Source organism: Limimaricola sp. AA108-03 (genome assembly GCF_050847355.1).
Classification (GTDB): Bacteria; Pseudomonadota; Alphaproteobacteria; order Rhodobacterales; family Rhodobacteraceae; genus Limimaricola.
This window is the reverse complement of record NZ_CP193755.1, coordinates 1,498,726-1,520,533: the sequence shown is the minus strand read 5'-3', so window position 1 is coordinate 1,520,533 and position 21,808 is coordinate 1,498,726. Positions and strand designations below refer to the sequence as shown.

The 21,808-nt window shown below is 67.3% G+C and carries 21 protein-coding genes; 13 read left to right on the top strand and 8 right to left on the bottom strand.

From position 1 onward, the window contains the following. Positions 1 to 10 precede the first annotated feature (10 nt). From ACRAQ3_RS07455 to ACRAQ3_RS07435, 5 genes are all read left to right on the top strand, one after another. The gene (locus ACRAQ3_RS07455) at positions 11 to 1,207 is read left to right on the top strand and encodes an ABC transporter substrate-binding protein (RefSeq protein WP_269396322.1); all 1,197 of its coding nucleotides are present in this window, start codon (positions 11 to 13) and stop codon (positions 1,205 to 1,207) included. A 100-nt stretch (positions 1,208 to 1,307) separates the two neighbouring features. After that, positions 1,308 to 2,093: an ABC transporter ATP-binding protein gene (locus ACRAQ3_RS07450; protein ID WP_432256202.1), complete on the top strand. Its 786-nt coding sequence runs from the start codon at positions 1,308 to 1,310 to the stop codon at positions 2,091 to 2,093. Positions 2,094 to 2,132: 39 nt separating this feature from the next. Beyond that, on the top strand, positions 2,133 to 2,846 hold the full coding sequence (locus tag ACRAQ3_RS07445) for an ABC transporter ATP-binding protein (protein WP_269396320.1): 714 nt from the start codon (positions 2,133 to 2,135) through the stop codon (positions 2,844 to 2,846). A gap of 3 nt (positions 2,847 to 2,849) precedes the next feature. After that, complete coding sequence (locus tag ACRAQ3_RS07440; RefSeq protein WP_269396319.1) at positions 2,850 to 3,863, top strand: branched-chain amino acid ABC transporter permease; 1,014 nt, start codon at positions 2,850 to 2,852, stop codon at positions 3,861 to 3,863. Then, positions 3,860 to 5,158, top strand: a complete 1,299-nt coding sequence (locus ACRAQ3_RS07435) for a branched-chain amino acid ABC transporter permease (RefSeq protein ID WP_269396318.1) — start codon at positions 3,860 to 3,862, stop codon at positions 5,156 to 5,158. Before ACRAQ3_RS07440 ends, ACRAQ3_RS07435 begins: the two co-directional genes overlap by 4 nt. A gap of 78 nt (positions 5,159 to 5,236) precedes the next feature. Here ACRAQ3_RS07435 and ACRAQ3_RS07430 read toward each other — a convergent pair whose 3' ends face one another. Then, complete coding sequence (locus ACRAQ3_RS07430; protein WP_432256201.1) at positions 5,237 to 6,391, bottom strand: HupE/UreJ family protein; 1,155 nt, start codon at positions 6,389 to 6,391, stop codon at positions 5,237 to 5,239. Between the two features lie 16 nt (positions 6,392 to 6,407). Between ACRAQ3_RS07430 and ACRAQ3_RS07425 the strand changes: the two genes are divergently transcribed. The 4 genes from ACRAQ3_RS07425 to ACRAQ3_RS07410 all read left to right on the top strand — a co-directional run bounded on the left by ACRAQ3_RS07425 (position 6,408) and on the right by ACRAQ3_RS07410 (position 9,829). Next, on the top strand, positions 6,408 to 7,181 hold the full coding sequence (locus tag ACRAQ3_RS07425) for a DUF4198 domain-containing protein (RefSeq protein ID WP_432256200.1): 774 nt from the start codon (positions 6,408 to 6,410) through the stop codon (positions 7,179 to 7,181). 32 nt (positions 7,182 to 7,213) lie between these two features. After that, positions 7,214 to 8,107, top strand: coding sequence for a PfkB family carbohydrate kinase (locus ACRAQ3_RS07420; RefSeq protein WP_432256199.1), 894 nt, complete (start codon positions 7,214 to 7,216; stop codon positions 8,105 to 8,107). Further along, positions 8,104 to 9,018 carry a pseudouridine-5'-phosphate glycosidase gene (locus tag ACRAQ3_RS07415; RefSeq protein ID WP_432256198.1) on the top strand — a complete coding sequence of 305 codons (915 nt, stop codon included), beginning with the start codon at positions 8,104 to 8,106 and terminating at the stop codon, positions 9,016 to 9,018. The genes ACRAQ3_RS07420 and ACRAQ3_RS07415 overlap by 4 nt, the downstream gene beginning before the upstream one ends. A gap of 85 nt (positions 9,019 to 9,103) precedes the next feature. After that, on the top strand, positions 9,104 to 9,829 hold the full coding sequence (locus tag ACRAQ3_RS07410) for a DUF502 domain-containing protein (RefSeq protein WP_432256197.1): 726 nt from the start codon (positions 9,104 to 9,106) through the stop codon (positions 9,827 to 9,829). A gap of 12 nt (positions 9,830 to 9,841) precedes the next feature. On the opposite strand, the gene ACRAQ3_RS07405 is transcribed toward ACRAQ3_RS07410, so the two are convergent. Together ACRAQ3_RS07405 and ACRAQ3_RS07400 are read right to left on the bottom strand one after the other, a co-directional pair. Next, positions 9,842 to 10,873, bottom strand: coding sequence for a patatin-like phospholipase family protein (locus tag ACRAQ3_RS07405; RefSeq protein WP_432256196.1), 1,032 nt, complete (start codon positions 10,871 to 10,873; stop codon positions 9,842 to 9,844). Then, on the bottom strand, positions 10,870 to 11,643 hold the full coding sequence (locus ACRAQ3_RS07400) for a 3-hydroxybutyrate dehydrogenase (RefSeq protein WP_432256195.1): 774 nt from the start codon (positions 11,641 to 11,643) through the stop codon (positions 10,870 to 10,872). Before ACRAQ3_RS07400 ends, ACRAQ3_RS07405 begins: the two co-directional genes overlap by 4 nt. 452 nt (positions 11,644 to 12,095) lie before the next feature. On the opposite strand from ACRAQ3_RS07400, the gene ACRAQ3_RS07395 reads away from it, so the two are divergent. From ACRAQ3_RS07395 to ACRAQ3_RS07385, 3 genes are all read left to right on the top strand, one after another. Continuing rightward, on the top strand, positions 12,096 to 13,895 hold the full coding sequence (locus tag ACRAQ3_RS07395) for an extracellular solute-binding protein (protein WP_432256267.1): 1,800 nt from the start codon (positions 12,096 to 12,098) through the stop codon (positions 13,893 to 13,895). Beyond that, the gene (locus tag ACRAQ3_RS07390; RefSeq protein WP_269396310.1) at positions 13,892 to 14,020 is read left to right on the top strand and encodes a hypothetical protein; all 129 of its coding nucleotides are present in this window, start codon (positions 13,892 to 13,894) and stop codon (positions 14,018 to 14,020) included. Before ACRAQ3_RS07395 ends, ACRAQ3_RS07390 begins: the two co-directional genes overlap by 4 nt. Before the next feature lie 101 nt (positions 14,021 to 14,121). After that, positions 14,122 to 14,460: a hypothetical protein gene (locus ACRAQ3_RS07385; protein WP_269396309.1), complete on the top strand. Its 339-nt coding sequence runs from the start codon at positions 14,122 to 14,124 to the stop codon at positions 14,458 to 14,460. Between the two features lie 40 nt (positions 14,461 to 14,500). Here the strand turns inward: ACRAQ3_RS07385 and ACRAQ3_RS07380 are convergent, their stop codons facing one another. Continuing rightward, a complete protein-coding gene (locus ACRAQ3_RS07380; protein WP_269396308.1) occupies positions 14,501 to 15,133 on the bottom strand; it encodes a helix-turn-helix domain-containing protein in 633 nt (210 codons plus the stop codon). A gap of 89 nt (positions 15,134 to 15,222) precedes the next feature. On the opposite strand from ACRAQ3_RS07380, the gene ACRAQ3_RS07375 reads away from it, so the two are divergent. Beyond that, on the top strand, positions 15,223 to 15,864 hold the full coding sequence (locus ACRAQ3_RS07375) for a DsbA family oxidoreductase (RefSeq protein ID WP_432256194.1): 642 nt from the start codon (positions 15,223 to 15,225) through the stop codon (positions 15,862 to 15,864). Between the two features lie 3 nt (positions 15,865 to 15,867). On the opposite strand, the gene ACRAQ3_RS07370 is transcribed toward ACRAQ3_RS07375, so the two are convergent. Genes ACRAQ3_RS07370 through mfd form a run of 4 tightly spaced genes read right to left on the bottom strand, consistent with a single transcriptional unit; the run spans position 15,868 to position 21,764 of the window. Beyond that, complete coding sequence (locus ACRAQ3_RS07370) at positions 15,868 to 17,250, bottom strand: ArnT family glycosyltransferase (protein ID WP_432256193.1); 1,383 nt, start codon at positions 17,248 to 17,250, stop codon at positions 15,868 to 15,870. Continuing rightward, positions 17,240 to 17,554, bottom strand: coding sequence for a lipid-A-disaccharide synthase N-terminal domain-containing protein (locus ACRAQ3_RS07365; protein WP_085896622.1), 315 nt, complete (start codon positions 17,552 to 17,554; stop codon positions 17,240 to 17,242). The genes ACRAQ3_RS07370 and ACRAQ3_RS07365 overlap by 11 nt, the downstream gene beginning before the upstream one ends. 2 nt (positions 17,555 to 17,556) lie before the next feature. Beyond that, positions 17,557 to 18,264, bottom strand: a complete 708-nt coding sequence (locus ACRAQ3_RS07360) for a glycosyltransferase family 2 protein (RefSeq protein WP_269396305.1) — start codon at positions 18,262 to 18,264, stop codon at positions 17,557 to 17,559. 35 nt (positions 18,265 to 18,299) lie between these two features. Beyond that, complete coding sequence (gene mfd / locus ACRAQ3_RS07355) at positions 18,300 to 21,764, bottom strand: transcription-repair coupling factor (RefSeq protein WP_432256192.1); 3,465 nt, start codon at positions 21,762 to 21,764, stop codon at positions 18,300 to 18,302. Between the last annotated feature and the right edge of the window lie 44 nt (positions 21,765 to 21,808).

Genomic DNA, 21,808 nt, shown 5'->3' with positions numbered 1-21,808 from the left:
GGAGACGAAGATGAAGAAACTGCTGCTGGCTTCCGCCGCGACCGCGCTCGTCGCGGGCACTGCCATGGCCGAAAGCCACATGGGTCCGGTCAAGATCGGCATCATCCTGGGCTTCACCGGACCGCTCGAGTCGATCACCCCCGACATGGCGGGCGGCGCCGAGCTCGCGATCAACGAAGTCAATGAATCCGGCGCCTTCATGGATGGCACCCAGATCGAGGCCGTGCGCGCCGACAGCACCTGCATCGACAGCGCCGCCGCCACCGCCGCGGCCGAGCGTCTTGTCACCACCGACGGCGTCGCCGGCATCATGGGCGCGGACTGCTCGGGCGTCACCGGCGCGATCCTACAGAACGTCGCCCGCGCCAACGGCGTGGTGATGATCTCGCCCTCCGCCACCTCGCCCGCGCTCAGCGAGGCCGAGGATGACGGCATGTTCTTCCGCACCGCGCCCTCCGACGCGCGCCAGGGCGAGATCATGTCCCAGGTGATCATGGATCGCGGCATTTCCGAGGTCGCGCTGACCTACACCAACAACGATTACGGCAAGGGTCTCGCCGACAGCTTCCAGAAGGCCTTCGAAGCCGCTGGCGGCACCGTGACCATCTCGGCCGCGCATGAGGATGGCAAGGCCGACTACTCGGCCGAGGTCGCCTCGCTCGCCTCCGCAGGTGGCGAAGTGCTCGTCGTCGCGGGCTACACCGACCAGGGCGGCAAGGGCATCATCCAGGCCTCGCTCGACAGTGGCGCCTTCGACACCTTCGTGCTGCCCGACGGCATGATCGGTCAGCAGATCGTCGACGATCTCGGCGACGGCCTCACCGGCTCGTTCGGCCAGCTGCCGGGCTCCGATAGCGAAGGCTCGGCCATCTTCCAGGAGATGGCGACCGAGGCGGGCATCAACCCGACCGGCATCTATACCGGCGAAAGCTACGACGCCGCGGCGCTGATGATCCTCGCCATGGCCAAGGCCGGCTCGACCTCGGCCGCCGATTACGCGGGCGAGATCATGGACATCGCCAACGCCCCGGGCGAGCAGATCCTGCCGGGCGAACTGGCCAAGGCGCTGGAGCTGATCGAGGCCGGCGAGGAGATCGACTATGTCGGCGCCACCGCCGTCGAGCTGATCGAGCCGGGCGAAAGCGCCGGCACCTTCAAGGAGATCGAGATCCGCGACGGCGCGATCGAGACCGTCGGCTTCCGCTGAGCCCATCGCGCCGCGCGCCTCCAGGCGCGCGGCGCATCCCGTAACAATAACATGGCCCAGACCCCTGAAAAGCAAGGGAAACCGGGCCGATCGGGGACCAATGATCACCGTCGAGAACCTTCACCGCCACTTTGGCGGTTTTCATGCTGTTGATGGGGCGAGCCTCAAGATCGAGACCGGCTCGATCACCGGGCTCATCGGCCCCAACGGCGCCGGAAAGACCACGCTGTTCAACGTGATAGCGGGCAGACTTCCACCGACATCGGGCCGCGTCACCATGGATGGCGAGGACATCACCGGCCTGCCGCCGCACGCGCTGTTCCACAAGGGGCTGCTGCGCACCTTCCAGATCGCGCACGAGTTCTCCTCGATGACGGTGCGCGAGAACCTGATGATGGTCCCCGAGGGCCAGCATGGCGAGACGCTGTGGAACGCGTGGTTCGGTCGCGGCAAGATCGCCGCCCAGGAGCGGGAGCTTGCGAAGAAGGCCGATGAGGTCCTTGAATTCCTGACGATTTCGCATCTTGCGGACGAGCGTGCGGGCAACCTCTCGGGCGGCCAGAAAAAGCTCTTGGAGCTGGGCCGCACGATGATGGTCGACGCCAAGATCGTGTTCCTCGACGAGGTCGGCGCGGGCGTGAACCGGACGCTTCTGAACACCATCGGCGACGCGATCATCCGGCTCAACAAGGAGCGCGGCTATACCTTCTGCGTGATCGAGCACGACATGGATTTCATCGGCCGCCTCTGCGACCCGGTGATCGTCATGGCCGAGGGCAAGGTGCTGGCCCAGGGCTCGGCCGACAGCATCATGAAGAACGAGGCGGTGATCGAGGCCTATCTCGGCACCGGGCTCAAGAACAAGACCGTCGGTGAGACGGCATGAGGGGACGAAATTTGCGTATATACACAATGGTGACGCGCCATGGCTGAGCCGCATCTGATCGGCGAGGCGATGACCGGCGGCTACGGGCGCGGCGCCGACATCCTGCATGGCTGCACGCTCTCGGTCGACAAGGGCCAGATCGCGGTGATCGTCGGCCCCAACGGCGCCGGCAAATCGACCGCGATGAAGGCCGTGTTCGGCATGCTGAACCTACGTTCGGGCTCCGTTCGCATCGGCGGCGAGGACATCACCCATCTGAGCCCGCAGGACCGCGTCGCCAAGGGCATGGCCTTCGTGCCGCAGACCTCGAACATCTTCCCGTCGATGACGGTCGAGGAGAACCTCGAGATGGGCGCCTTCCTGCGCCGCGACGACATCCGCCCGACCATCGAGCAGGTCTACGACCTGTTCCCGATCCTGCGCGACAAGCGCCGGCAGGCGGCGGGCGAGCTGTCCGGCGGCCAGCGCCAGCAGGTCGCGGTAGGTCGGGCACTGATGACCCAGCCCTCGGTGCTGATGCTCGACGAGCCGACGGCGGGCGTGTCGCCCATCGTCATGGACGAGCTGTTCGACCGGATCATCGAGGTCGCCCGCGCCGGGATCACCATCCTGATGGTCGAGCAGAACGCCCGTCAGGCGCTCGAGATCGCCGACACCGGCTACGTGCTGGTGCAGGGGTGCAACGCCTATACCGGCACCGGGGCCGAGCTGATGGCCGATGACGAGGTGCGCCGCACCTTCCTGGGGGGCTGAGACATGACCGATATCCTCAACGCCATCGTCGCGCTCTCGAACTTCGTGCTGATCCCCGGCGCCGCCTATGGCGCGCAGCTGGCGCTCGGCGCCCTCGGCGTGACGCTGATCTACGGCATCCTGCGGTTTTCCAACTTCGCCCATGGCGACACCATGGCCTTCGGCACGATGGCGACGATCCTCGTCACCTGGGGTCTGCAATCGATGGGTATCAGCTTCGGCTTCCTGCCGACCGCGCTGATCGCACTGCCCGTCGGCATCGCCATCACCGGGCTGCTGCTTCTGGGCACCGACCGCGCGGTCTATCGCTTCTATCGCAAGCAGAAGGCCGCGCCGGTGGTGCTGGTGATCGTCTCGATCGGGGTGATGTTCGTGATGAACGGCCTCGTGCGCTTCATCATCGGCGTCGGCGACGTCAACTTCGCCGACGGCGCCCGCTTCGTGATCAACGCGCGCCAGTTCCGGGAGATGACCGGCCTCGACGAGGGCCTCGCGATCCGCTCGACCACGCTGATCACGCTGATCACGGCGGCGATCGCCGTGGCGCTGCTGTTCTGGTTCCTCAACAAGACCCGCACCGGCAAATCGATGCGGGCGTTCTCGGACAACGAGGATCTGGCGCTGCTGTCGGGCATCAACCCCGAGCGCGTCGTCGCCGTCACCTGGCTGATCGTCGCGGCGCTCGCGACCACGGCGGGTGTCCTCTACGGTCTCGACAAGTCGTTCAAGGCCTTCACCTATTTCCAGCTGCTGCTGCCGATCTTCGCCGCCGCCATCGTCGGCGGCCTCGGCAACCCGCTGGGCGCGATCGCCGGGGGCTTCGTGATCGCCTTCTCCGAGGTGCTGGTCACCTACGCCTGGAAGAAGGTGCTGGAATACCTGCTGCCTGAGAACCTCGAGCCTTCTAGCCTCGTGCAGCTTCTCTCCACCGACTACAAATTCGCCGTGAGCTTCGCGATCCTGATCATCGTGCTGCTGTTCAAGCCCACCGGCCTCTTCAAGGGACAGTCCGTATGACCGCGCGTGGCTATCTTCTCTATGCCGGGATGGCGCTGCTGATCGTCCTGACCGGCTTCGTTCAGGGCTGGAACCTGGCGCTGACGATCCTCAACATGGGGCTGATCTCGGCGATCATGTCGCTCGGCGTGAACCTGCAATGGGGCTTTGCCGGGTTGTTCAACGTCGGCGTCATGGGCTTCGTGGCGCTCGGCGGCCTCGCGGCGGTGCTGGTGTCGATGCCGCCCGTGGCCGAGGGCTGGAACGCCGGCGGGCTGCGGCTTCTGGGCGCGCTGGCGCTGGGCGCCGCGATCCTCGTCGCGGCCGTGCAGGTCTGGAAACGCAAGATCGGCGGGCGGATGCGCGCGCTGGTGATGCTGGCGCTGCTGATCGGCGGCTTCTTCCTGTTCCGCGCGTCGCTCGATCCGGCGGTGAACGCGATCGAGGCGATAAACCCCTCGCTCTCGGGCTATCTGGGGGGGCTTGGCCTGCCGATCATCATCGCCTGGCCGGTGGGTGGTCTTCTGGCCGCCGGTGCCGCCTGGATCATCGGCAAGGCGGCCTTGGGCCTGCGTTCGGACTATCTCGCCATCGCGACGCTGGGCATCGCCGAGATCGTGATCGCAGTTCTCAAGAACGAGGACTGGCTGTCGCGCGGCGTCAAGAACGTGGTCGGCCTGCCCCGGCCCGTGCCCTACGAGGTCGATCTGCAGCGCGATCCGGGCTTCGTCGAGGCCGCCGCGGGCTACGGGCTCGACCCGGTCACCGCCTCGACGCTCTGGGTCAAGATCCTCTATTCCGGCCTCTTCGCCGTGGTCCTGATCGCGATCCTGTTCCTCGCCCAGCGGGCGCTGGCCTCACCTTGGGGCCGGATGATGCGCGCGATCCGCGACAACGAGGTCGCCGCTGCTGCCATGGGCAAGAACGTCACCGCGCGGCATCTTCAGGTCTTCATCCTCGGCTCGGCCGTCTGCGGCATCGCCGGCGCGATGATGACCACGCTGGACGGCCAGCTCACCCCCGGCTCCTACCAGCCGCTGCGCTTCACCTTCCTCGTCTGGGTGATGGTGATCGTCGGCGGCTCGGGCAACAATTACGGGGCGGTGCTGGGCGGCTTCCTGATCTGGTGGCTCTGGGTGATGGTCGAACCGCTCGGCCTCTGGGCGATGGAGCTGATCACCTCGGGCATGTCGCCGGACAGCTGGCTCCGGGCGCATCTCACGGATTCGGCGGCGCAGATGCGGCTGATGACCATGGGGATCATCCTGCTGGCAGTGTTGCGCTTCAGTCCCAAGGGCCTGATGCCGGAGCGCTAGGAGGCGCGGTTCGCAAGAACGAGAAAGGGCGGCGACCGGATATGGTCGCCGCCTTTTTTCATGCGCTGACCGCCGGGATCAGAGCATCGTCCGCTCGACCACCCAGTATGCGCCGATCAGGGCGATCGCCGCAGAGGCCGGGATGGCGACGACCTGGCGGTACCAGTCGCGCTTCCAGGCCAGCCCGACCACGAGGAAGGCGATGGCGATCACGGTGAGCTGTCCCAGCTCGACGCCGATGTTGAAACCGATCAGCGCCGGGACGAAGGAGCCCGCGGGCAGGCCGAATTCGCCCAAAACGCTCGCGAAGCCAAGGCCATGCAGCAGGCCGAAGCCGAAGACGACGATCGGCCGCCAGAGGCCGAGGCGCGGGAAGAAGATGTTCTCCAGCGCCACGAAGGCGATCGAGGCGGCGATCAACGGCTCGACGATCGCGGCGGGCACCGAGACGTAGCCCAGAGCCGCGAGCGCCAGCGTCACCGTATGCGCCAGCGTGAAGGCCGAGACTTGCCACAGCAACGGCTTGAGGCGCGCCGCGAGGAAGAACAGCCCCAGCACGAAGAGGATATGATCGAGCCCCTTGGGCAGGATGTGGTCGAAGCCGACCGGGATGTAACGAAGGAAATACTGCCAGCCGCTGGCCTGATCGCCGCCCGACAGGCGGATCGGATCGGACAGCGCGCCGCCTTCCAGGTAACCGTCATAGGGCGCCTCGACCCCCTGCTGGCGCAGCACCAGCGTGCCATAAGCCGCATCCCATCCAATCTGGACCGTCTGCGCTTCCGCCGCCAGCGGCGCGGAAAAGCGCAGCAGCGCCGAGCGCGGCAGCGACACGTCGCCAGGCGCGGGCACCTCGACCGCCTCCAGCTCGGGCGCGACGCGGGCCCCGTCGACGAGGATATCGATCCCTGCGGCCATCTCGGGCCAGAAGGCGCGGAACCGCGCCTCCATCTCCTCGGGGTCGAGCGCGCGCAACGCGTCATAGCTTTCGGCCTCGGCCTCGGGGGCGGCGTCGGTATCGGCCACTTCGCCGAGGTCGATCCCGGCGACGAACCCCTCGAGCGGCGTCTCGACCACGAAGTCGAGCCGATCGCCGCGCCGCTCCATGTCGGCGATGGCGGGCAGCACCTCATGCGCCGTCGCCAAGGCCGCCCAGAATATCGCGATGCTTGACAATACGAGGCCGAGGATCACCCTGCCCTCGAATACCGGGAGGCGTCGAATGCGCGTCATAACTGCCTGCCTTTTCTTGCTGTCCACGCCTGTCGCGGCGCATGAATTCTGGATCGAACCGCTCGAATGGCAGATCGCGGCGGACGATATGGTCAGGGCCGAGCTTGTCAACGGCGACCTCTTCGAGGGCATTCGTTACGCCTACCTGCCGCAGCGCTTCGAAAGCTTCGAGCTGCACATGAACGGCGAGACGCGCCCGGTCGAGGGGCGGCTCGGTGCCCGCCCCGCGCTCGACATGTCCGCCCCCGAGGAAGGGCTGCTGGTCGCGTCCTACGTCTCCAAGCCGAGCATCGTGACATATGACGATCGGGCGGTGTTCGAGCGCTTCGTCGCGCACAAGGATCTCGGGTCGGTCGCGGACGATCACGCCGCGCGGGGCCTGCCAGAGATTGGCTTCAAGGAGGTCTTCACGCGCTACTCCAAGGCCCTGTTCGGCATCGGCGCGGCGGCAGGTGCGGATAGCCGTCTCGGCCTCGCGACCGAGCTGGTGGCGCTGGACAACCCCTATACCGACGACCCCTCCCAGGGGCTGCGGGTCCAGCTCTTCTATGATGACGCGCCCCGCGCCGACGCGCAGGTCGAACTCTTCGCCCGCGATGCCGATGGCGACGTCGAGCTAACGCTGCACCGCACCGATGCAGAGGGCGTGGCGCGGCTTCCAGTCGTGCCGGGGCACGACTATCTCGTCAACGCGGTGGTGCTGCGCGAACCCGACAACGCCATGGCGGTCACCACGGGTGCCGTCTGGGAAAGCCTCTGGGCGGCGCTGACCTTCGCCATCCCCGATTGACCGGGGCGCGGGGCTGCGGCAGACCGGAGCCCATGAACAAGACACCTGACATCCTGTGCATCGGCTCCGTGCTATGGGACGTGATCGGCCGCACCGCGAGCCACATGCGCGTGGGCTCCGACGTCCCCGGCCGCATCCACCGGCTCCCCGGCGGCGTCGCCATGAACATCGCGATGACGCTGGTGCGGTTCGGGCTGCGCCCGTCTCTTCTGAGCGCGCTGGGCCGCGATGCCGAGGGCGATGAGCTGGCCGCCGAGGCGGCGCGCATGGGCATGGAGGTGGATCACCTCTACCGCTCCGACGACCTGCCCACCGACATCTACATGGCGATCGAGGGCGCCAACGGCCTGATCGCCGCCATCGCCGACGCGCATTCGCTCGAACAGGCGGGCGACAAGATTCTGCGCCCGCTGGCGGACGGGCGACTGGGCTCGACCGAGGCGCCATGGACCGGTCTGGTGGCGCTCGATGGCAACCTGACCACCGACCTACTGGCGCAGATCGCCCGGTCGCCGCTCTTCGCCCGCGCCGATCTGCGCGTGGCCCCGGCCAGCCCCGGCAAGGCCGAGCGGCTACTGGCGCTGATGGGCCACCCGACGGCGACGCTCTACGTCAATCTCGAGGAGGCGGGGCTCCTGTGCCACGAGCCATTCGAGACCTCCGAGGCCGCGGCCCGCGCGCTGGTCGCGCGTGGCGCGCATCGCGCCCTCGTCACCGATGGCGGGCGCGCCGCGACCGTGGCCACGGCCGAAGCCATCTTCACCCAAGCCCCGCCCGAGGTGCTCGTCACCCGCGTCACCGGCGCGGGCGATACCTTCATGGCGGCGCATATCGCGTCCGAGGCCGAGGGCATGGCCCCCGAGGCGGCGCTCGCGCGTGCGCTGACCGCCGCCGCCACCTACGTATCCGGAGACAACCCGCTGTGATCGATATCCAATATTCACCCGAGGTTGCCGATGCGCGCGCCGAGGGCCGTCCGCTCGTCGCGCTCGAAAGCACGATCATCACCCACGGCATGCCGTTTCCGCAAAACGTCGAAACGGCACGCCGGGTCGAGGCCGAGATCCGGGCCCATGGTGCTGTACCAGCCACCATCGCGGTGCTGGGTGGTCGCCTGCATGTCGGCCTGACCGACGAGCAGCTCGACCGGCTGGGACAGGCGCGGGACGTGGCCAAGCTGTCGCGCGCCGATTTCGCGGCCTGCCTCGCACGCGGCGGCGACGGCGCGACCACGGTGGCCGCGACGATGATCGCGGCGCGGCTCGCGGGCATCGAGGTCTTCGCGACGGGTGGCATCGGCGGCGTGCATCGCGGCGCCGAGGACAGCTTCGACATCTCGGCCGATCTGCACGAGCTGGCCAAGACCCCGGTGACCGTGGTGGCGGCGGGCGCCAAGGCGATCCTCGACCTGCCCAAGACCTTCGAGGTGCTGGAAACACTCGGCGTGCCGGTGATGGCCTATGGGCAGGACGTGCTGCCGGCCTTCTGGTCCGCGACCTCCGAGATGCCAGCTCCGCTCAGGATGGACAGCGCCGCCGAGATTGCCGACGCCGCTCGGATGCGCGCCGCGATGGGGCTAGAGGGCGGCCAGCTGGTCGCCAACCCGATCCCGTCGGAGGCAGAAATCCCGGCCGAAGAACTGCGTCCGGTGATCGAGCAGGCCCTGTCGGAGGCCGAGGCGCAAGGCATCGCCGCCAAGGCGGTGACGCCGTTCCTGCTGGGCCGGATCTTCGAGTTGACCGACGGCCGTTCGCTCGAGGCGAACATCGCGCTGGTGCTCAACAATGCGCGGCTCGGCGCGGCGATCGCCGTGGCGCTGGGCAAGCGACGGGGTTGAGCCCCGGCCCGCGCGTGCCCCATTGCCGGGACCCGCGCGGGAGCCTAGATAGGCAGCAGCCCCGCGCTATTAGGACGAGCCCCCCGTGACACGCCCGCCGATCCTGCCGCCCAATCCGAACGAACCGCCGCGGCGCCGTCGCCTGATCGGCATCCTGCGCAACAACTTCATCGCCGGTGTCGTCGTCATCGCGCCGATCGGCCTGACCGTCTGGTTGATCTGGGCCGTGGTCGGCTGGATCGACGGCTGGGTGCTGCCCTTCGTGCCCGACCGATTCAACCCTGAGCAGTATATCGGCATCAACCTGCGCGGCGTCGGCGTCATCTTCTTCATCCTATTCACCTTTCTGGTCGGCGCGCTGGCCAAGGGCTTCGTCGGGCGCAGCCTGATCCGCATGGGCGAAAGCCTGGTCGGTCGGATGCCGGTGGTGCGCTCGGTCTATTCGGGGCTCAAGCAGATCGCCGAGACGGTGTTCGCCCAGACCGAGACCAGCTTCGACCAGGCCTGCCTGATCGAGTATCCGCGCAAGGGGCTCTGGGCGCTGGCCTTCATCTCGACCACCGCCAAGGGTGAGGTGGCGCGCAAGCTGCCCACCGATGGCGACATCGTCACGGTGTTCCTGCCGACCACGCCGAACCCGACCTCGGGCTTCCTGCTGTTCCTGCCGCGCGCCGACGTGATCGTGCTCGACATGACGGTCGAGGACGCGGCCAAACTGGTGATCTCGGCGGGCCTCGTCACGCCGACCGATCGCGGCCACCCCGAGGATCTTGAGGAACAGCCGACGCTCCTGACCGGCACGGGCCGCTGAAGCGCGCCGCCCTCAGCTGAACATCGCCCGCAGATCGACCGTCTCACGCGTGCCGATATCCGCCTTGTGCGCGGCGAGAAACTTGTCCATCGCCGCCTCGCCCGCAGCGCGCAGCCGGGCAAGGATCACCGGTGCCGGGATCGTCTTGGTCGCGGTGTTGAGATCGTTCATCAGCGCATCGTCACCGACCATGTGCACCAGCACCCGCTTCATGCTGCCCTCCGGCAACCGGTCGGTCGCGATCAGGCGACGCACGAAATCGATGGCGCGCAGTTCGCGCAGAAGCGACGAGTTGAAGCTGATCTCATTGATGCGGTTCTGGATCGCAAGGCTGTCATCCGGCAGGTCCTCGCGGTAGAGCGGGTTGATGTTCACGATCAGAAGATCGTCCGGCAAACCCTTCTCGAACAACGGAAAAAGCGCAGGGTTACCGGTATATCCACCATCCCAATATGCCTCGCGCCGGCCGGTGACCGGATCGTCCATCTCGACCGCGCGGAACAGCGTCGGCAGGCAGGCCGAGGCCAGCACGGCCTTTGCCGACAACTCCGGCCCCGAGAACACGCGGATCTTGCCCGAACGAACATTGGTGGCGCCGACGAAGATCTGCGGCCCGGTGGCGTCGCGCACATGCTCGAAATGGATCTCCTTGAGGATACGCTCCAGCGGATTGCGCAGCATCGGCCCGTAGGCATAGGGCGAGAGCAGCTTCGTCGCGGCCTCCATGGCGCGGAAGGCCGGTGACCATTCGATCGCGCGGGCCAGCGCCGGGGCCGTCGGCGCCAGCGCCGAGATCCAGTCGGACCAACGCGCATCCGTGACGGCCCCGACGCGGCCCCAGAACCAGGCGAGGTTCTCCCGCGCGCCCTCGCGCCCGCCCCGCACCAGGCCGGCCTTGAGCGCCACCGCGTTCATCGCCCCGGCGGAGGTGCCCGAGATCCCGGCGATCTCGACATCCTCCTCGCAGAGCAGCCGGTCCAGCGCACCCCAGGTGAAGGCGCCATGCGCGCCTCCGCCCTGCAGCGCGAGGCTGATCCGGATCACAGCGCGGTCCAGCCACCATCGACGCTGATGGTGGTGCCGGTGATCTGCGCCGCGGCGTCCGAACACAGGAACACCGCCGTCCCGCCGAGTTGCTCGGTCGTGGCGAACTCCTTGGAGGGCTGGCGTTCCAGCATGACCTTCTCGATCACCTCCTCGCGGTCCATGCCGTATTTCTGCATGGTATCGGGGATCTGCGCCTCGACCAGCGGCGTCAGCACGTAGCCCGGGCAGATCGCGTTGGCAGTGATCGGTTCGCGCGCGGTCTCGAGCGCGGTCACCTTTGTAAAGCCGACGATGCCGTGCTTGGCCGCGACGTAGGCGCCCTTGTAGGGCGATGCGGTGAGACCATGGGCGCTGGCGATGTTGATCACCCGGCCCCATCCCGCCTCGCGCATCATCGGCAATGCGGCGGCGGTGGTATGGAATGCCGAGGTAAGGTTGATCGCGATGATCGCCTCCCACTTGGCAGCGGGGAACTCGTCGATCGGCGCGACGTGCTGGATACCGGCGTTGTTGACGAGGATATCGCAGCGCCCGGCGGTCTCGATCAGCCCCCGCGCGGCGTCGCCATCCGAGAGGTCGGCGGCGATGTAGCGGGCGCTCACGCCGTGAGCATCGGCGATTTCTTGCGCGAGCGCATGGTCCTCATCGCGGTCGGTGAAGGAGTTGAGAACCACGTCGGCGCCGGCGCGTGCCAGCTCCCGGGCGATTCCCAGCCCGATTCCCGAATTCGATCCCGTGACGATCGCTGTCTTGCCCTTGAGCTGCATGATGCTTGTCCTCGCTTCTGGCGTCTGGCCCGGATTGTGCAGCGATGCCTCGGAAAAGCGAGGGGTAATCGATGATAAAGCCTTGATAAAAACGATCTTGCAGGGTACCGCCCGTTGCGCGCTCATCCCCGCATACGCCCGATGCTAGGGCAAAAAAAAACGCCCGCACGAGGCGGGCGCTGAGTTATGAGGCAGGTTTCATACAGGCAAGAAACCTATCGAGCAGTGACTCTCTTATAAGCCTTTCCCCGCGCTCCTCCAAGCTAAAAGTTTGATAAAGATCAGGGGGGGCTATACGGTCTTCTTCAACTATAAGTCTGGTCAGAAAACCGAACCGACAGGGGGCTTCCGTCGAGATGACTTCATCTATTTTTAACAGCTTGCGTAACGGCACGCTTGCATTGCTGCTCGGCACCGGGGCGAGCCTCGCCGAGCCCGCGCATGGCATTGCAATGTATGGCGAACCTGCCCTGCCCGCGGACTTTACATCCCTGCCCTATGCCAACCCTGACGCCCCCACGGGCGGCCGGATGGCGACCGCCGAGGTCGGCGGATTCGATAGCCTGAATCCCTACATCCTGAAGGGCTCGGTGCCGTGGCAGCTGAGCTACCTGATCGGCGAAAGCCTGATGGGACGCACGCTCGACGAGCCCTTCACGCTTTACGGCTTGCTCGCCGAATCGGTAGAGACCGCCGAGGACCGTTCCTGGGTCGAATTCACCCTGCATCCCGAGGCGAAGTTCTCCGATGGCAGCCCGGTCACGGTCGAGGACGTGATCTGGTCCTTCGAGACGCTCGGCACCGAAGGCCACCCACGTTACATCGGCTTCTGGGAAAAGGTCGAAAGCATCGAGGAGACCGGAGAGCGCAAGGTACGCCTGACCTTCAACACGCCGGACCGCGAACTGGCGCTGCTGGCCGGCCTGCGGCCGATCCTCAAGAAGGCGCAATGGGAGGGCGAGGCCTTTGCCGAGAGCGGCCTCGATATCGTCCCGATCACTTCGGCGCCTTACGTGATCGAGGATTTCGAAGCGGGCCGCTACATCTCGCTCAAGCGTGACGAGGATTACTGGGGGGCCGACATCCCGTTCCGGCGCGGTACCAACGTGCTCGACGAGATCCGGCTCGAGTTCTTCGGCGACGAGACCGCCGCCTTTGAAGCCTTCAAGACCGGCGAGACCAATTTCACCCGCGAGTTCAACGTCGCCCGCTGGGAAAGCCAGTACGACTTCCCGCGCGCTCGCGACGGCGAGGTGGTGCTCGAGGAGCTGCCGCATGGCCGTCCCACCGGCATGACCGGCTTCGTAATGAACACCCGTCGTCCGGTCTTCGAGGATTGGCGCGTGCGCCAGGCGATGATCGAGGCGTTCAACTTCGAGTTCATCAACGACGCGATGACCGGCGGCGCGCAGCCGCGCATCACTTCGTATTTCTCGAACTCGCCGCTGGGCATGGAGGAAGGTCCCGCCGAGGGCCGGGTCAGGGAATTCCTGATGCGCTGGGAAGAGGATCTTCTGCCCGGCGCGCTCGAGGGATACGCGCTGCCGGTGGGCGACGGCACCGAGCGCAACCGCGCCGGTACCGCCTCGGCGCTGTCGCTGCTGTCGAGCGCGGGCTGGGTGATCGACAACGGCGTGCTGACCAACGAGGCCACTGGCGAGGCCTTCGCCTTCGAGATCCTGCTCGAACAGGGCAGCTCGGAGAACGCGGCGATCATCGACATGTATGTGCAGGCGCTCGAACGGATCGGCATCACCCCGACCATCTCCACCGTCGACAGTGCCCAGTTCAAGGAACGCACCGACGCCTATGATTTCGACATGACCTATTTCCGGCGCGGGCTGTCGCTCAGCCCCGGCAACGAGCAATACGCCTATTGGGGCTCGGAGGCCGCCGACACGCCGGGCGGGCGCAACGCCATGGGCGTGAAGAGCCCGGCCGTCGACGGTCTGATCGACCTGCTGCTCACCTCCGAGAGCCAAGACGATTTCATCGCCGCCGCCAAGGCGCTGGACCGGGTGCTGACCACCGGGCGCTACGCGATCCCGATCTACCAGTGGAACATCAGCCGCATCGCCTATGACGCCGACCTGCACCACCCCGAGACCATCCCGGTCTTCGGCGACTGGCCGGGCTGGCAGCCCGACGTCTGGTGGTACGAGGAAGTGGTCGAGGGCGAAACGCGGGCCGACGCCGAAGCAGGAGAAGCGCAGGCCGAGCCGGGCGAAACCTCCGAGGAGACCACCCAGTGAGGCGCGCCCTACTGCTTCTTGCGGCGCTGGGCCTGATCGCCGCCTGCACGCCGGTGCGGGTCGTGGGCGACGCCGCTGTGGGCACCGCGCAGCTCGGCCTCGGCGTGGTCGACATGGCGCTCTGAGCAGGCCTTGGCCGTGACGGGCCCGAGGGGGCGGACCGGAACCCGGTCCGCCCCCTTTCCGTTGCCGCTTCAAGACATCGGGCAGTATGAGGAGACCCGCGATGAAATGGAGCCATGTGGCCAAGCACTGGCACGCTTTCGTGCCCAACATCCTGACCCAGTGGCCGGATCTCGACAGCGACGAGGTCGAGGCCACCGAGGGTGAGCTGGGCCCGTTCCTCGACCATCTTTGCGAGGTCACCGGGATGAGCCGCGAGGATGCGCGCGACGAGGTGTCGGAATGGCTCGAAGGGACCGATCCCGCCGATGCGATGATGGACGAGACCCGCGACAACGAGCGCATCATCGCCTCGGCGCGCTCGATGCACCCCTCGGAGGACGTCTACAGCGACGACGCGGCCTTCGGCGACGACGACAGCAAGGACGGGCGCGACGACTGAGCGCGGCTTCCACAGCTTTTCGAAGCCGCCGCCCGGCGATTCACTCCAGCGACGTGACCCACAGGATGGTCGCGTCCTCGGGGCTGGTCGAGATGACGTTGTGACCCATGGCGGCGTCGTAATAGGCGCTGTCGCCGCGCTTCATCTCGACCGGCTCGTAGAACTCGGTCAACAGGCGTATCGTGCCGGTGAGCACGTAGAGGAACTCCTCGCCGTCATGACGTACCCAGCCATCGAACTCCTCGAAGGCGCGCGCCCGGATCCGGGCACGATAGGGCAGCATCTTCTTCGATCTCAGCCCCTCGGCCAAGAGCTCGTGCTCGTATGTGGTGGTGATCTGCCCGGTGCCCTCGCCCGAGCGCGTGGTGACCATCCGGCCCATCACCTGATCGCGGCGCGGCGGCGTGAACAGCTGCGGCACCGAGATGCCCATGCCCTGCGCCAGCTTCTTGAGCGCGTCATAGGTGGGCGACATCTGCCCGTTCTCGATCTTCGACAGCGTCGACCGCGCCAGCCCGGCGCGGCCCGCCGCCTGCTCCAGCGTCCAGCCCTGTGCGCGGCGCAATTCGCGCACGCGTGCGCCCAGATCGAGCGGCGGCGCGGTCTCGGTGGCGCCGTTCTCGCGGGCGATGCGGATCAGGGAGCCGGGACGGGTTTTCGAGGAGGCGGTCATGCCGCTGGACATATACGCGCGCGGCGCGGCCTTGCAACAGCGCGCCCGGGGGGCTAGCTGCGGGGCTGCACAAGGAAGGGGCGCGGCCAATGGTGAAACTCGACATCCTCTCGGACCCGATCTGCCCGTGGTGCTGGATCGGCAAGGCCGGTCTCGACGCGGCGCTCGCGGAGATCCCCGACCACCCCTTCACCATCGAGTGGCACCCGTTCCAGCTTAACCCCGACATGCCGGCCGAGGGCATGGAGCGGCGCGCCTATCTCGAAGCCAAGTTCGGCGGCCGCGACGGCGCGGCGCGGGCCTATGCCCCGATCGTCGAGCGCGCCGAAGAGGCGGGGCTCGCGCTCAATCTCGACCAGATCAAGACCACGCCCAACACGCTCGACGCGCACCGGCTGATCCACTGGGCCGGGATCGAGGGGCGGCAGACCGCCGCCGTCAGCGCCCTGTTCAAGGCCTATTTCACCGATGGCCGCGACATCGGCGACCATGACGTGCTGGCCGACATCGCGGACGGGATCGAGATGGACGCCGCGGTGGTGCGCCGCCTTCTGGGAAGCGACGCCGATCTCGAGGACATCCGCCGGCGCGACGCGCATAGCCGCGAGATGGGCGTGACCGGCGTGCCGACCTTCATCGTGGCGCAGCGCCACGCGGTGCCCGGCGCCCAGACCAAGGAGATGTGGGTCAAGGTGATAGGCGAGATCCGCGAGCAGATCGCGGAGGGCTGAGCCTCACTGGCTGATGGCGAGGCGGAACAGCGCGATCTCGTTCCCATGCGCAATCTCACGACGCCCCTGCGGCGCCGCATCGCGTCCCAGCCGCTGTGCCAAGGCCGTCGCCTCGTCCGCTTCCGAGATCCACAGGCGCGCGCCGTCGCGCTCATCGGCATCGGCCGCGAGCCGAACCTCGCGGCCGGGCAACATCATCGAAAGATTGCCGGCGGCCCACATGCTGTCAGTGATGATCGGCAGGTCCGGGTGCGCCGCCTCGATCTCCTCGGCCCAGACGGGGAAATCGGCGCCCCGATAGCCCGGATCGACCCAGCCGGAGACCGGAAGCAGAGCGAAGGCAAGCGCCCAGAGCCCGCCCAGCCCGATGCCAAACCGCCGTTGTCCCGAGGGGCCGAGCCGGTCGATCGCCCAGAGCGCCGCCACGGGCCCTGCAAAGAGCGCAACCGGCAGCAGCCAGCGATCCTTGACCTCCGTGGCCCCGCCCGCGACCAGCCCCACCGCGAGCAGCGCCGCGCCGGTCAGCATCACCGCGATCATCAGCCGCGCCTGCTCGTCCGGTCGCCAGCGCGGTCGCGCGCGCGTGGCAATCCCGATGCCGATCACCACGAGGATCACGAGGCCGCAAAAGGCCAGCCATGCCGCCGCGAGACTCCCCAGACCCTCGAAAGCGCGCAGCAGCGGTGCCGTCGCCTCGATCCCGAGCTTGTGGAGCGAACCGCTGGCGGTGGCGAGGTTGCCTGCCACCCACCATAGCGGCGCTGCCACGACGGCGGACGCCGCCGCTATCGCGAGGAGCGCGCCAACGGGCGAGATCCGCGCCCGCCATTCGGCCCGTATCAGCGCCGCCACCGCGATCGCCGCCGGCAGCAGCGCCACGTTCCACTTGGAGATCACGCCAAGCCCGGCGGCGATGCCGAAGGCCAGCGAGACACCTAGACCCGCCCGACCCGGACCGCGCAGCACCCGGTCGGCCAGCGCGAGGATCACGAGCGACAGCGAGATCGCCAGCACCGAATGGGTCAGCGCGCGCTGCGCCTCCCACAGCACCTGCGGCAGCAGGCCAAGCGCCATCACGGCGAGCCCGGCCTCGAAGGGCGGGCGCAGACGCCGCAGCATGGCGTAAAGGGCCAGCCCGCCCCCGGCCAGGAGCGCGTTCTTCAAGAGCGCGAGCGCGAAGATGCCGTCGCCCACCACTTGGAACACCGCCCATTGCAGCCAGAAATAGAGTGGCGGCTGCGCGTTGTAGCCAAGCGCCAGATGGCCCGCGTGATAGAAGGCTTCGGCCTCGTCGAGTTCGAGCGAGGGCCCTTGCGCAAATCGCCATGCGACCTGCGCGGCGGCCCAGAGCAGGATCGCCGCGATCCAGTGGCGATCAGCCTTCATGCCCCGGCTCGCCGGCGCGACGCTCGGTCCAGATGAAGTAGATGTTGCGCGCATAGACCACGAGGCCGAAGGCCTGGCCGAGGATGAAGACCGGGTCCTGCCGATAGATCGCATAGGCCAGCAGCATCGCGCCACCCGCCGCCGAGAAGTACCAGAAGGCCTCCGGCACGATCGACTTGCGCACGCGCTCGCTGGCGATCCACTGCACGAGGAACCGGGCCGAGAACATCGCCTGTGCCATGAAGCCGATGGTGAGCCAGACGATCTCGGCCCAGCCGTTCTGGGCGAACCAGTTGGAGAGCATGGTCACGATACCTCCTGCGCGCCCACGGGACGCGCCCGCATCACCAGCCAGCGCACACCCATCAGGTCAGGTACGCCCTGAAGGCCGCGCCGCCAATTGGTATATTTCGACGCGCCGTGCTGCCGGGGCCGATCGCCGATCGGCACATAGGCGGTGACGGCGCCATAGGCGCGGAACAGCGCCGGAAGATAGCGATGCTGGCCGTGGAAGAACGGCAAGGCAAGATGCCGGTCGCGTTCGAACACCTTGAGCCCGCAGCCCGTGTCGGGGCAATCGTCGTGCAGGATACGGCGACGCAGCGCGTTGGCCAGCCGCGACGCGGTGCGCTTGGACCAGGTGTCGCGCCGCTTGGCGCGGACACCGCCCACCAGTTGCGGCCCGGCCGGGTCATAGGCCGCAACCAGCGCCGGAATGTCGCCCGGCGGGTTCTGCCCATCGCCGTCCAGCGTCGCGATCAGCGGATAGCGCGCGGCCGCGACGCCGCTGCGCACGCTGGCGCTCTGCCCGGCATTGACCGCGTGGCGCAGCACCCGAAGCCGCGGCTCGCGCGCGCTCAGCGCCCGCAGACGCGCCACGCCGTCATCGGTGGAGCAATCGTCCACGACGATCACCTCGCCCAGCAGGTCCTCAGGCAGAAGATCGAGCGCCTCCTGCACCAGAACCTCGATGTTTCCAGCCTCATTGAATGCCGGAATAACCAAGCTTATCATACGCTTGATTGACGTATCTAAAGTCACTTCGGCCATCAGACAGCGGCCTTTGCCTTCTTCTTCGCCTTGACCTTCTCGGCGAGGTCGCGGGCGATGCCGAAGGCGCCGCGGATCTTGTCCGCCTCCTTGGTCCAGTCGCGCATGACGACGATCTTGTTGTCTTTCACCTTGGCCTGGCCCTTCTGGTCCTGGATGAACTCGACCAGCCCCTCGGGCGAGACGAACTTGTCATTGTGGAAACGGATGGTCGCGCCCTTGGGCCCGCCATCGAGCTGGCTGATCCCGGCCTTCAGGCACATCGCCTTGATCCGCACCACCAGCAACAGCGTGTTGACCTCCTTGGGCAGCGGCCCGAAGCGGTCGATCAACTCGGCGGCGAAACCCTCGAGCTCGACCTTGGTGGTGAGCTCCGACAGGCGCCGGTAGAGGCCGAGCCGCACGTCGAGATCGGGGACGTATTCCTCGGGGATCAGCACCGGAACGCCGAGACTGATCTGCGGCGCCCACTGGCCCTCTTCCTCGGCCAGTCCTTCGGCCTCGCCGGAGCGGATCTTCGCGATCTGCTCCTCGAGCATCTGCTGGTACAGCTCGAAACCGACCTCGCGCATCTGCCCCGACTGCTCCTCGCCAAGCAAGTTGCCGGCGCCCCGGATGTCGAGATCCTGGCTCGCCAGCGTGAATCCGGCGCCGAGGCTGTCGATGCTGCCCAGCACCCGCAGCCGCTTTTCGGCGCCGGGTGTCAGCGGCGCGCGCGGCTTGGTGGTGAGATAGGCATAGGCGCGGGTCTTGGAGCGGCCGACGCGGCCGCGGATCTGGTAGAGCTGCGCCAGGCCGAACATGTCGGCCCGGTGCACGATCATGGTGTTGGCGGTCGGGATATCGAGACCGCTCTCGACGATGGTGGTCGCCAGCAGCACGTCGTAGCGCCCGTCGTAGAAGGCGTTCATCCGGTCATCGAGTTCGCCCGCCGCCATCTGGCCATGCGCCACGACATAGGAGACCTCGGGCACCTCGGTCTTGAGGAACTCCTCGATCTCCGGCAGGTCGCTGACGCGCGGCACCACGAAGAAGCTCTGCCCGCCCCGGAAGCGCTCGCGCAGGAGCGCTTCGCGCACGGTGACGGTGTCGAACTCGCTGACATAGGTGCGGATCGCGAGACGGTCGACGGGGGGCGTGCCGATGATCGACAGGTCGCGCACCCCGGTGAGCGACATCTGCAGCGTGCGCGGGATCGGCGTCGCGGTGAGCGTCAGCACATGCACATCGGTGCGCAGCGATTTCAGCCGTTCCTTGTGGTTCACGCCGAAATGCTGCTCCTCGTCGATGATCAGCAGCCCCAGATCGCGGAACTTCACGCTTTTCGACAGGAGCGCATGGGTGCCGACGACGATGTCGACCTTGCCATCGGCCAGGCCTGCGCGGGTCTCGGAGGCCTCCTTGGCGGAGACGAAGCGCGACAGCGGCCGAACGTTGATCGGAAAGCCGCGGAAACGCTCGGCAAAGTTCTTGTAGTGCTGGCGCGCCAGCAGCGTGGTCGGGGCGATGACGGCCACCTGCACGCCAGACATCGCGGCGACGAAAGCGGCGCGGATCGCCACCTCGGTCTTGCCGAAACCGACATCGCCGCAGATCAGCCGGTCCATCGGATGCCCGGATTCGAGGTCGTTGAGCACGTCCTCGATCGCCTGAAGCTGGTCCTCGGTCTCGTCATAGGGGAAGCGCGCGAGGAACTGCTCCCAGATGCTGTCCTGCGGCTCGAGCCGTGGTGCGGTGCGAAGCGCGCGCTCGGCCGCGATACGGATCAGCCGGTCGGCGGCCTGCCGGATACGCTCCTTCAGCTTGGCCTTCTTTGCCTGCCACGCACCGCCGCCCAACTTGTCGAGCAGGCCCTCTTCATGGCCGAAGCGGCTCAGGAGTTCCACGTTCTCGACCGGCAAATAGAGCTTCGCGTTCTCGGCGTATTCGATCAATAGGCATTCATGCGCAGCGCCTGCCGCCGTCACCACCTCGAGCCCGTGATAGCGACCGACGCCGTGATCGACATGCACGACGAGATCGCCGGCGCTCAGCGACTGCGCCTCGGTGAGGAAATTGTCGGCCCGGCGTTTCTTGCGGGCGCGGCGGATCAACCGTTCTCCCAGCACGTCCTGCTCGGAGATGACCGTGACGTCTTCGGTCTGGAAACCGTGTTCCAGCGGCCAGACCGCGAGATGCAGCCCTCGCTTGCCAACGCCGTTCCAGTCGCGCACATGGATCGTCTCGACCAGCCCCTCATCCTCGATCAACCCCGACAGGCGCTCGCGGGCGCCCTCGGAATAGGAGGCGATGACCACCGGGCCGGCTTTCATGCGATCCTTCACATGGGTGGCCAGCGCGGCAAAGAGACTGATGCTCTCCTGCTGCCGTTCCGGAGAGAAGTTGCGACCGATGCGTCCGCCCGCGTCGATCACCCCGGGGCCCGTGGCCTGCGGCAGCGGTGCAAAGCGCAGCACTCGGCGGCCTTCGGTGGCTTTGATCCAGGCATCGTCGTCGAGATAGAGGAGCTGCGGCGGGCTCGGCTTGTAGACCGAATCCATCCGCCCCTTCTGCGCCAACGCGTGGCGGCGGGTCTCGTAGGCATCGGACACCAGCATCCAGCGCGCGTCGCGCTGCGGCGCGATCTGGTCGTCCAGCGTCACCGGCGCGCCGGGGAGGTAGTCGAACAGCGTCTCAAGATCGTCCTGGAAGAAGCCGAGCCAATGCTCCATCCCGGCCTGCTTGCGCCCGGCCGAGACCGCCTCGTAGAGCGGGTCGTCGGTACCGGCGGCGCCGAATTCGATGCGGTAGGATTGCCGGAACCGGGTGATCGCGTCCTCGTCGAGGATCACCTCAGAGACCGGGGCCAGCTCGACCCGGTCGAGCTTTTCGGTGGTGCGCTGGGTGGCCGGGTCGAAGCGGCGCGCGCCATCGAGCACGTCCCCGAACATGTCGAGCCGCACCGGGCCGCCTTGACCGGGGGCAAAGATGTCGATGATGCCGCCACGGATCGCGTAATCGCCCGGCTCGGTAACGGTCGGGCTCTGGGTGAAGCCCATGCGCACGAGAAAGGCGCGCAGCGCCGCTTCGTCGATCCGGTCGCCGACATGGGCGGTGAAGGCCGCGTCCTTCAGCGTGGCGCGCGCCGGCACCCGCTGGGTCGCGGCGTTGAGCGTGGTGAGCAGCACGAAGCGCTTCGGCCCGCCATGCAGAAGCCCCGCCAGCACCGCCATGCGCGCGGCCGAGATCTCGGCGGCGGGCGAGACCCGGTCATAGGGCAGGCAATCCCAGGCCGGGAAAGTGATCACCGGCATGTCGGGGGCGTAGAACTCGAGCGCGGCGCGCATCGCCGCCATGCGCTTGTCGTCGCGCGCGACATGGATGACCGGGCCACCGGCCTTCTCGGCCTCCTTGAGGACCAGTGTCGCGTCGTAGCCTTCGGGCGCGCCCGAGACCGTGATCCTGCTGCCGTTCGTCTTTGCCATTGCGCTCACCTACCTTTCGGGCGGGCACTGTCAAGCGTCCCGAA

Excerpts from the sequence above, each read along its gene's own strand:
- ACRAQ3_RS07455 (WP_269396322.1), top strand. The coding sequence starts at position 11 with ATGAAGAAACTGCTGCTGGCTTCCGCCGCGACCGCGCTCGTCGCGGGC.
- ACRAQ3_RS07450 (WP_432256202.1), top strand. The coding sequence starts at position 1,308 with ATGATCACCGTCGAGAACCTTCACCGCCACTTTGGCGGTTTTCATGCT.
- ACRAQ3_RS07445 (WP_269396320.1), top strand. The coding sequence starts at position 2,133 with ATGGCTGAGCCGCATCTGATCGGCGAGGCGATGACCGGCGGCTACGGG.
- ACRAQ3_RS07440 (WP_269396319.1), top strand. The coding sequence starts at position 2,850 with ATGACCGATATCCTCAACGCCATCGTCGCGCTCTCGAACTTCGTGCTG.
- ACRAQ3_RS07435 (WP_269396318.1), top strand. The coding sequence starts at position 3,860 with ATGACCGCGCGTGGCTATCTTCTCTATGCCGGGATGGCGCTGCTGATC.
- ACRAQ3_RS07430 (WP_432256201.1), bottom strand. The coding sequence starts at position 6,391 with ATGACGCGCATTCGACGCCTCCCGGTATTCGAGGGCAGGGTGATCCTC.
- ACRAQ3_RS07420 (WP_432256199.1), top strand. The coding sequence starts at position 7,214 with ATGAACAAGACACCTGACATCCTGTGCATCGGCTCCGTGCTATGGGAC.
- ACRAQ3_RS07400 (WP_432256195.1), bottom strand. The coding sequence starts at position 11,643 with ATGCAGCTCAAGGGCAAGACAGCGATCGTCACGGGATCGAATTCGGGA.
- ACRAQ3_RS07395 (WP_432256267.1), top strand. The coding sequence starts at position 12,096 with ATGTATGGCGAACCTGCCCTGCCCGCGGACTTTACATCCCTGCCCTAT.
- ACRAQ3_RS07385 (WP_269396309.1), top strand. The coding sequence starts at position 14,122 with ATGAAATGGAGCCATGTGGCCAAGCACTGGCACGCTTTCGTGCCCAAC.
- ACRAQ3_RS07380 (WP_269396308.1), bottom strand. The coding sequence starts at position 15,133 with ATGACCGCCTCCTCGAAAACCCGTCCCGGCTCCCTGATCCGCATCGCC.
- ACRAQ3_RS07375 (WP_432256194.1), top strand. The coding sequence starts at position 15,223 with ATGGTGAAACTCGACATCCTCTCGGACCCGATCTGCCCGTGGTGCTGG.
- ACRAQ3_RS07370 (WP_432256193.1), bottom strand. The coding sequence starts at position 17,250 with ATGAAGGCTGATCGCCACTGGATCGCGGCGATCCTGCTCTGGGCCGCC.
- ACRAQ3_RS07365 (WP_085896622.1), bottom strand. The coding sequence starts at position 17,554 with ATGCTCTCCAACTGGTTCGCCCAGAACGGCTGGGCCGAGATCGTCTGG.
- ACRAQ3_RS07360 (WP_269396305.1), bottom strand. The coding sequence starts at position 18,264 with ATGATAAGCTTGGTTATTCCGGCATTCAATGAGGCTGGAAACATCGAG.
- mfd (WP_432256192.1), bottom strand. The coding sequence starts at position 21,764 with ATGGCAAAGACGAACGGCAGCAGGATCACGGTCTCGGGCGCGCCCGAA.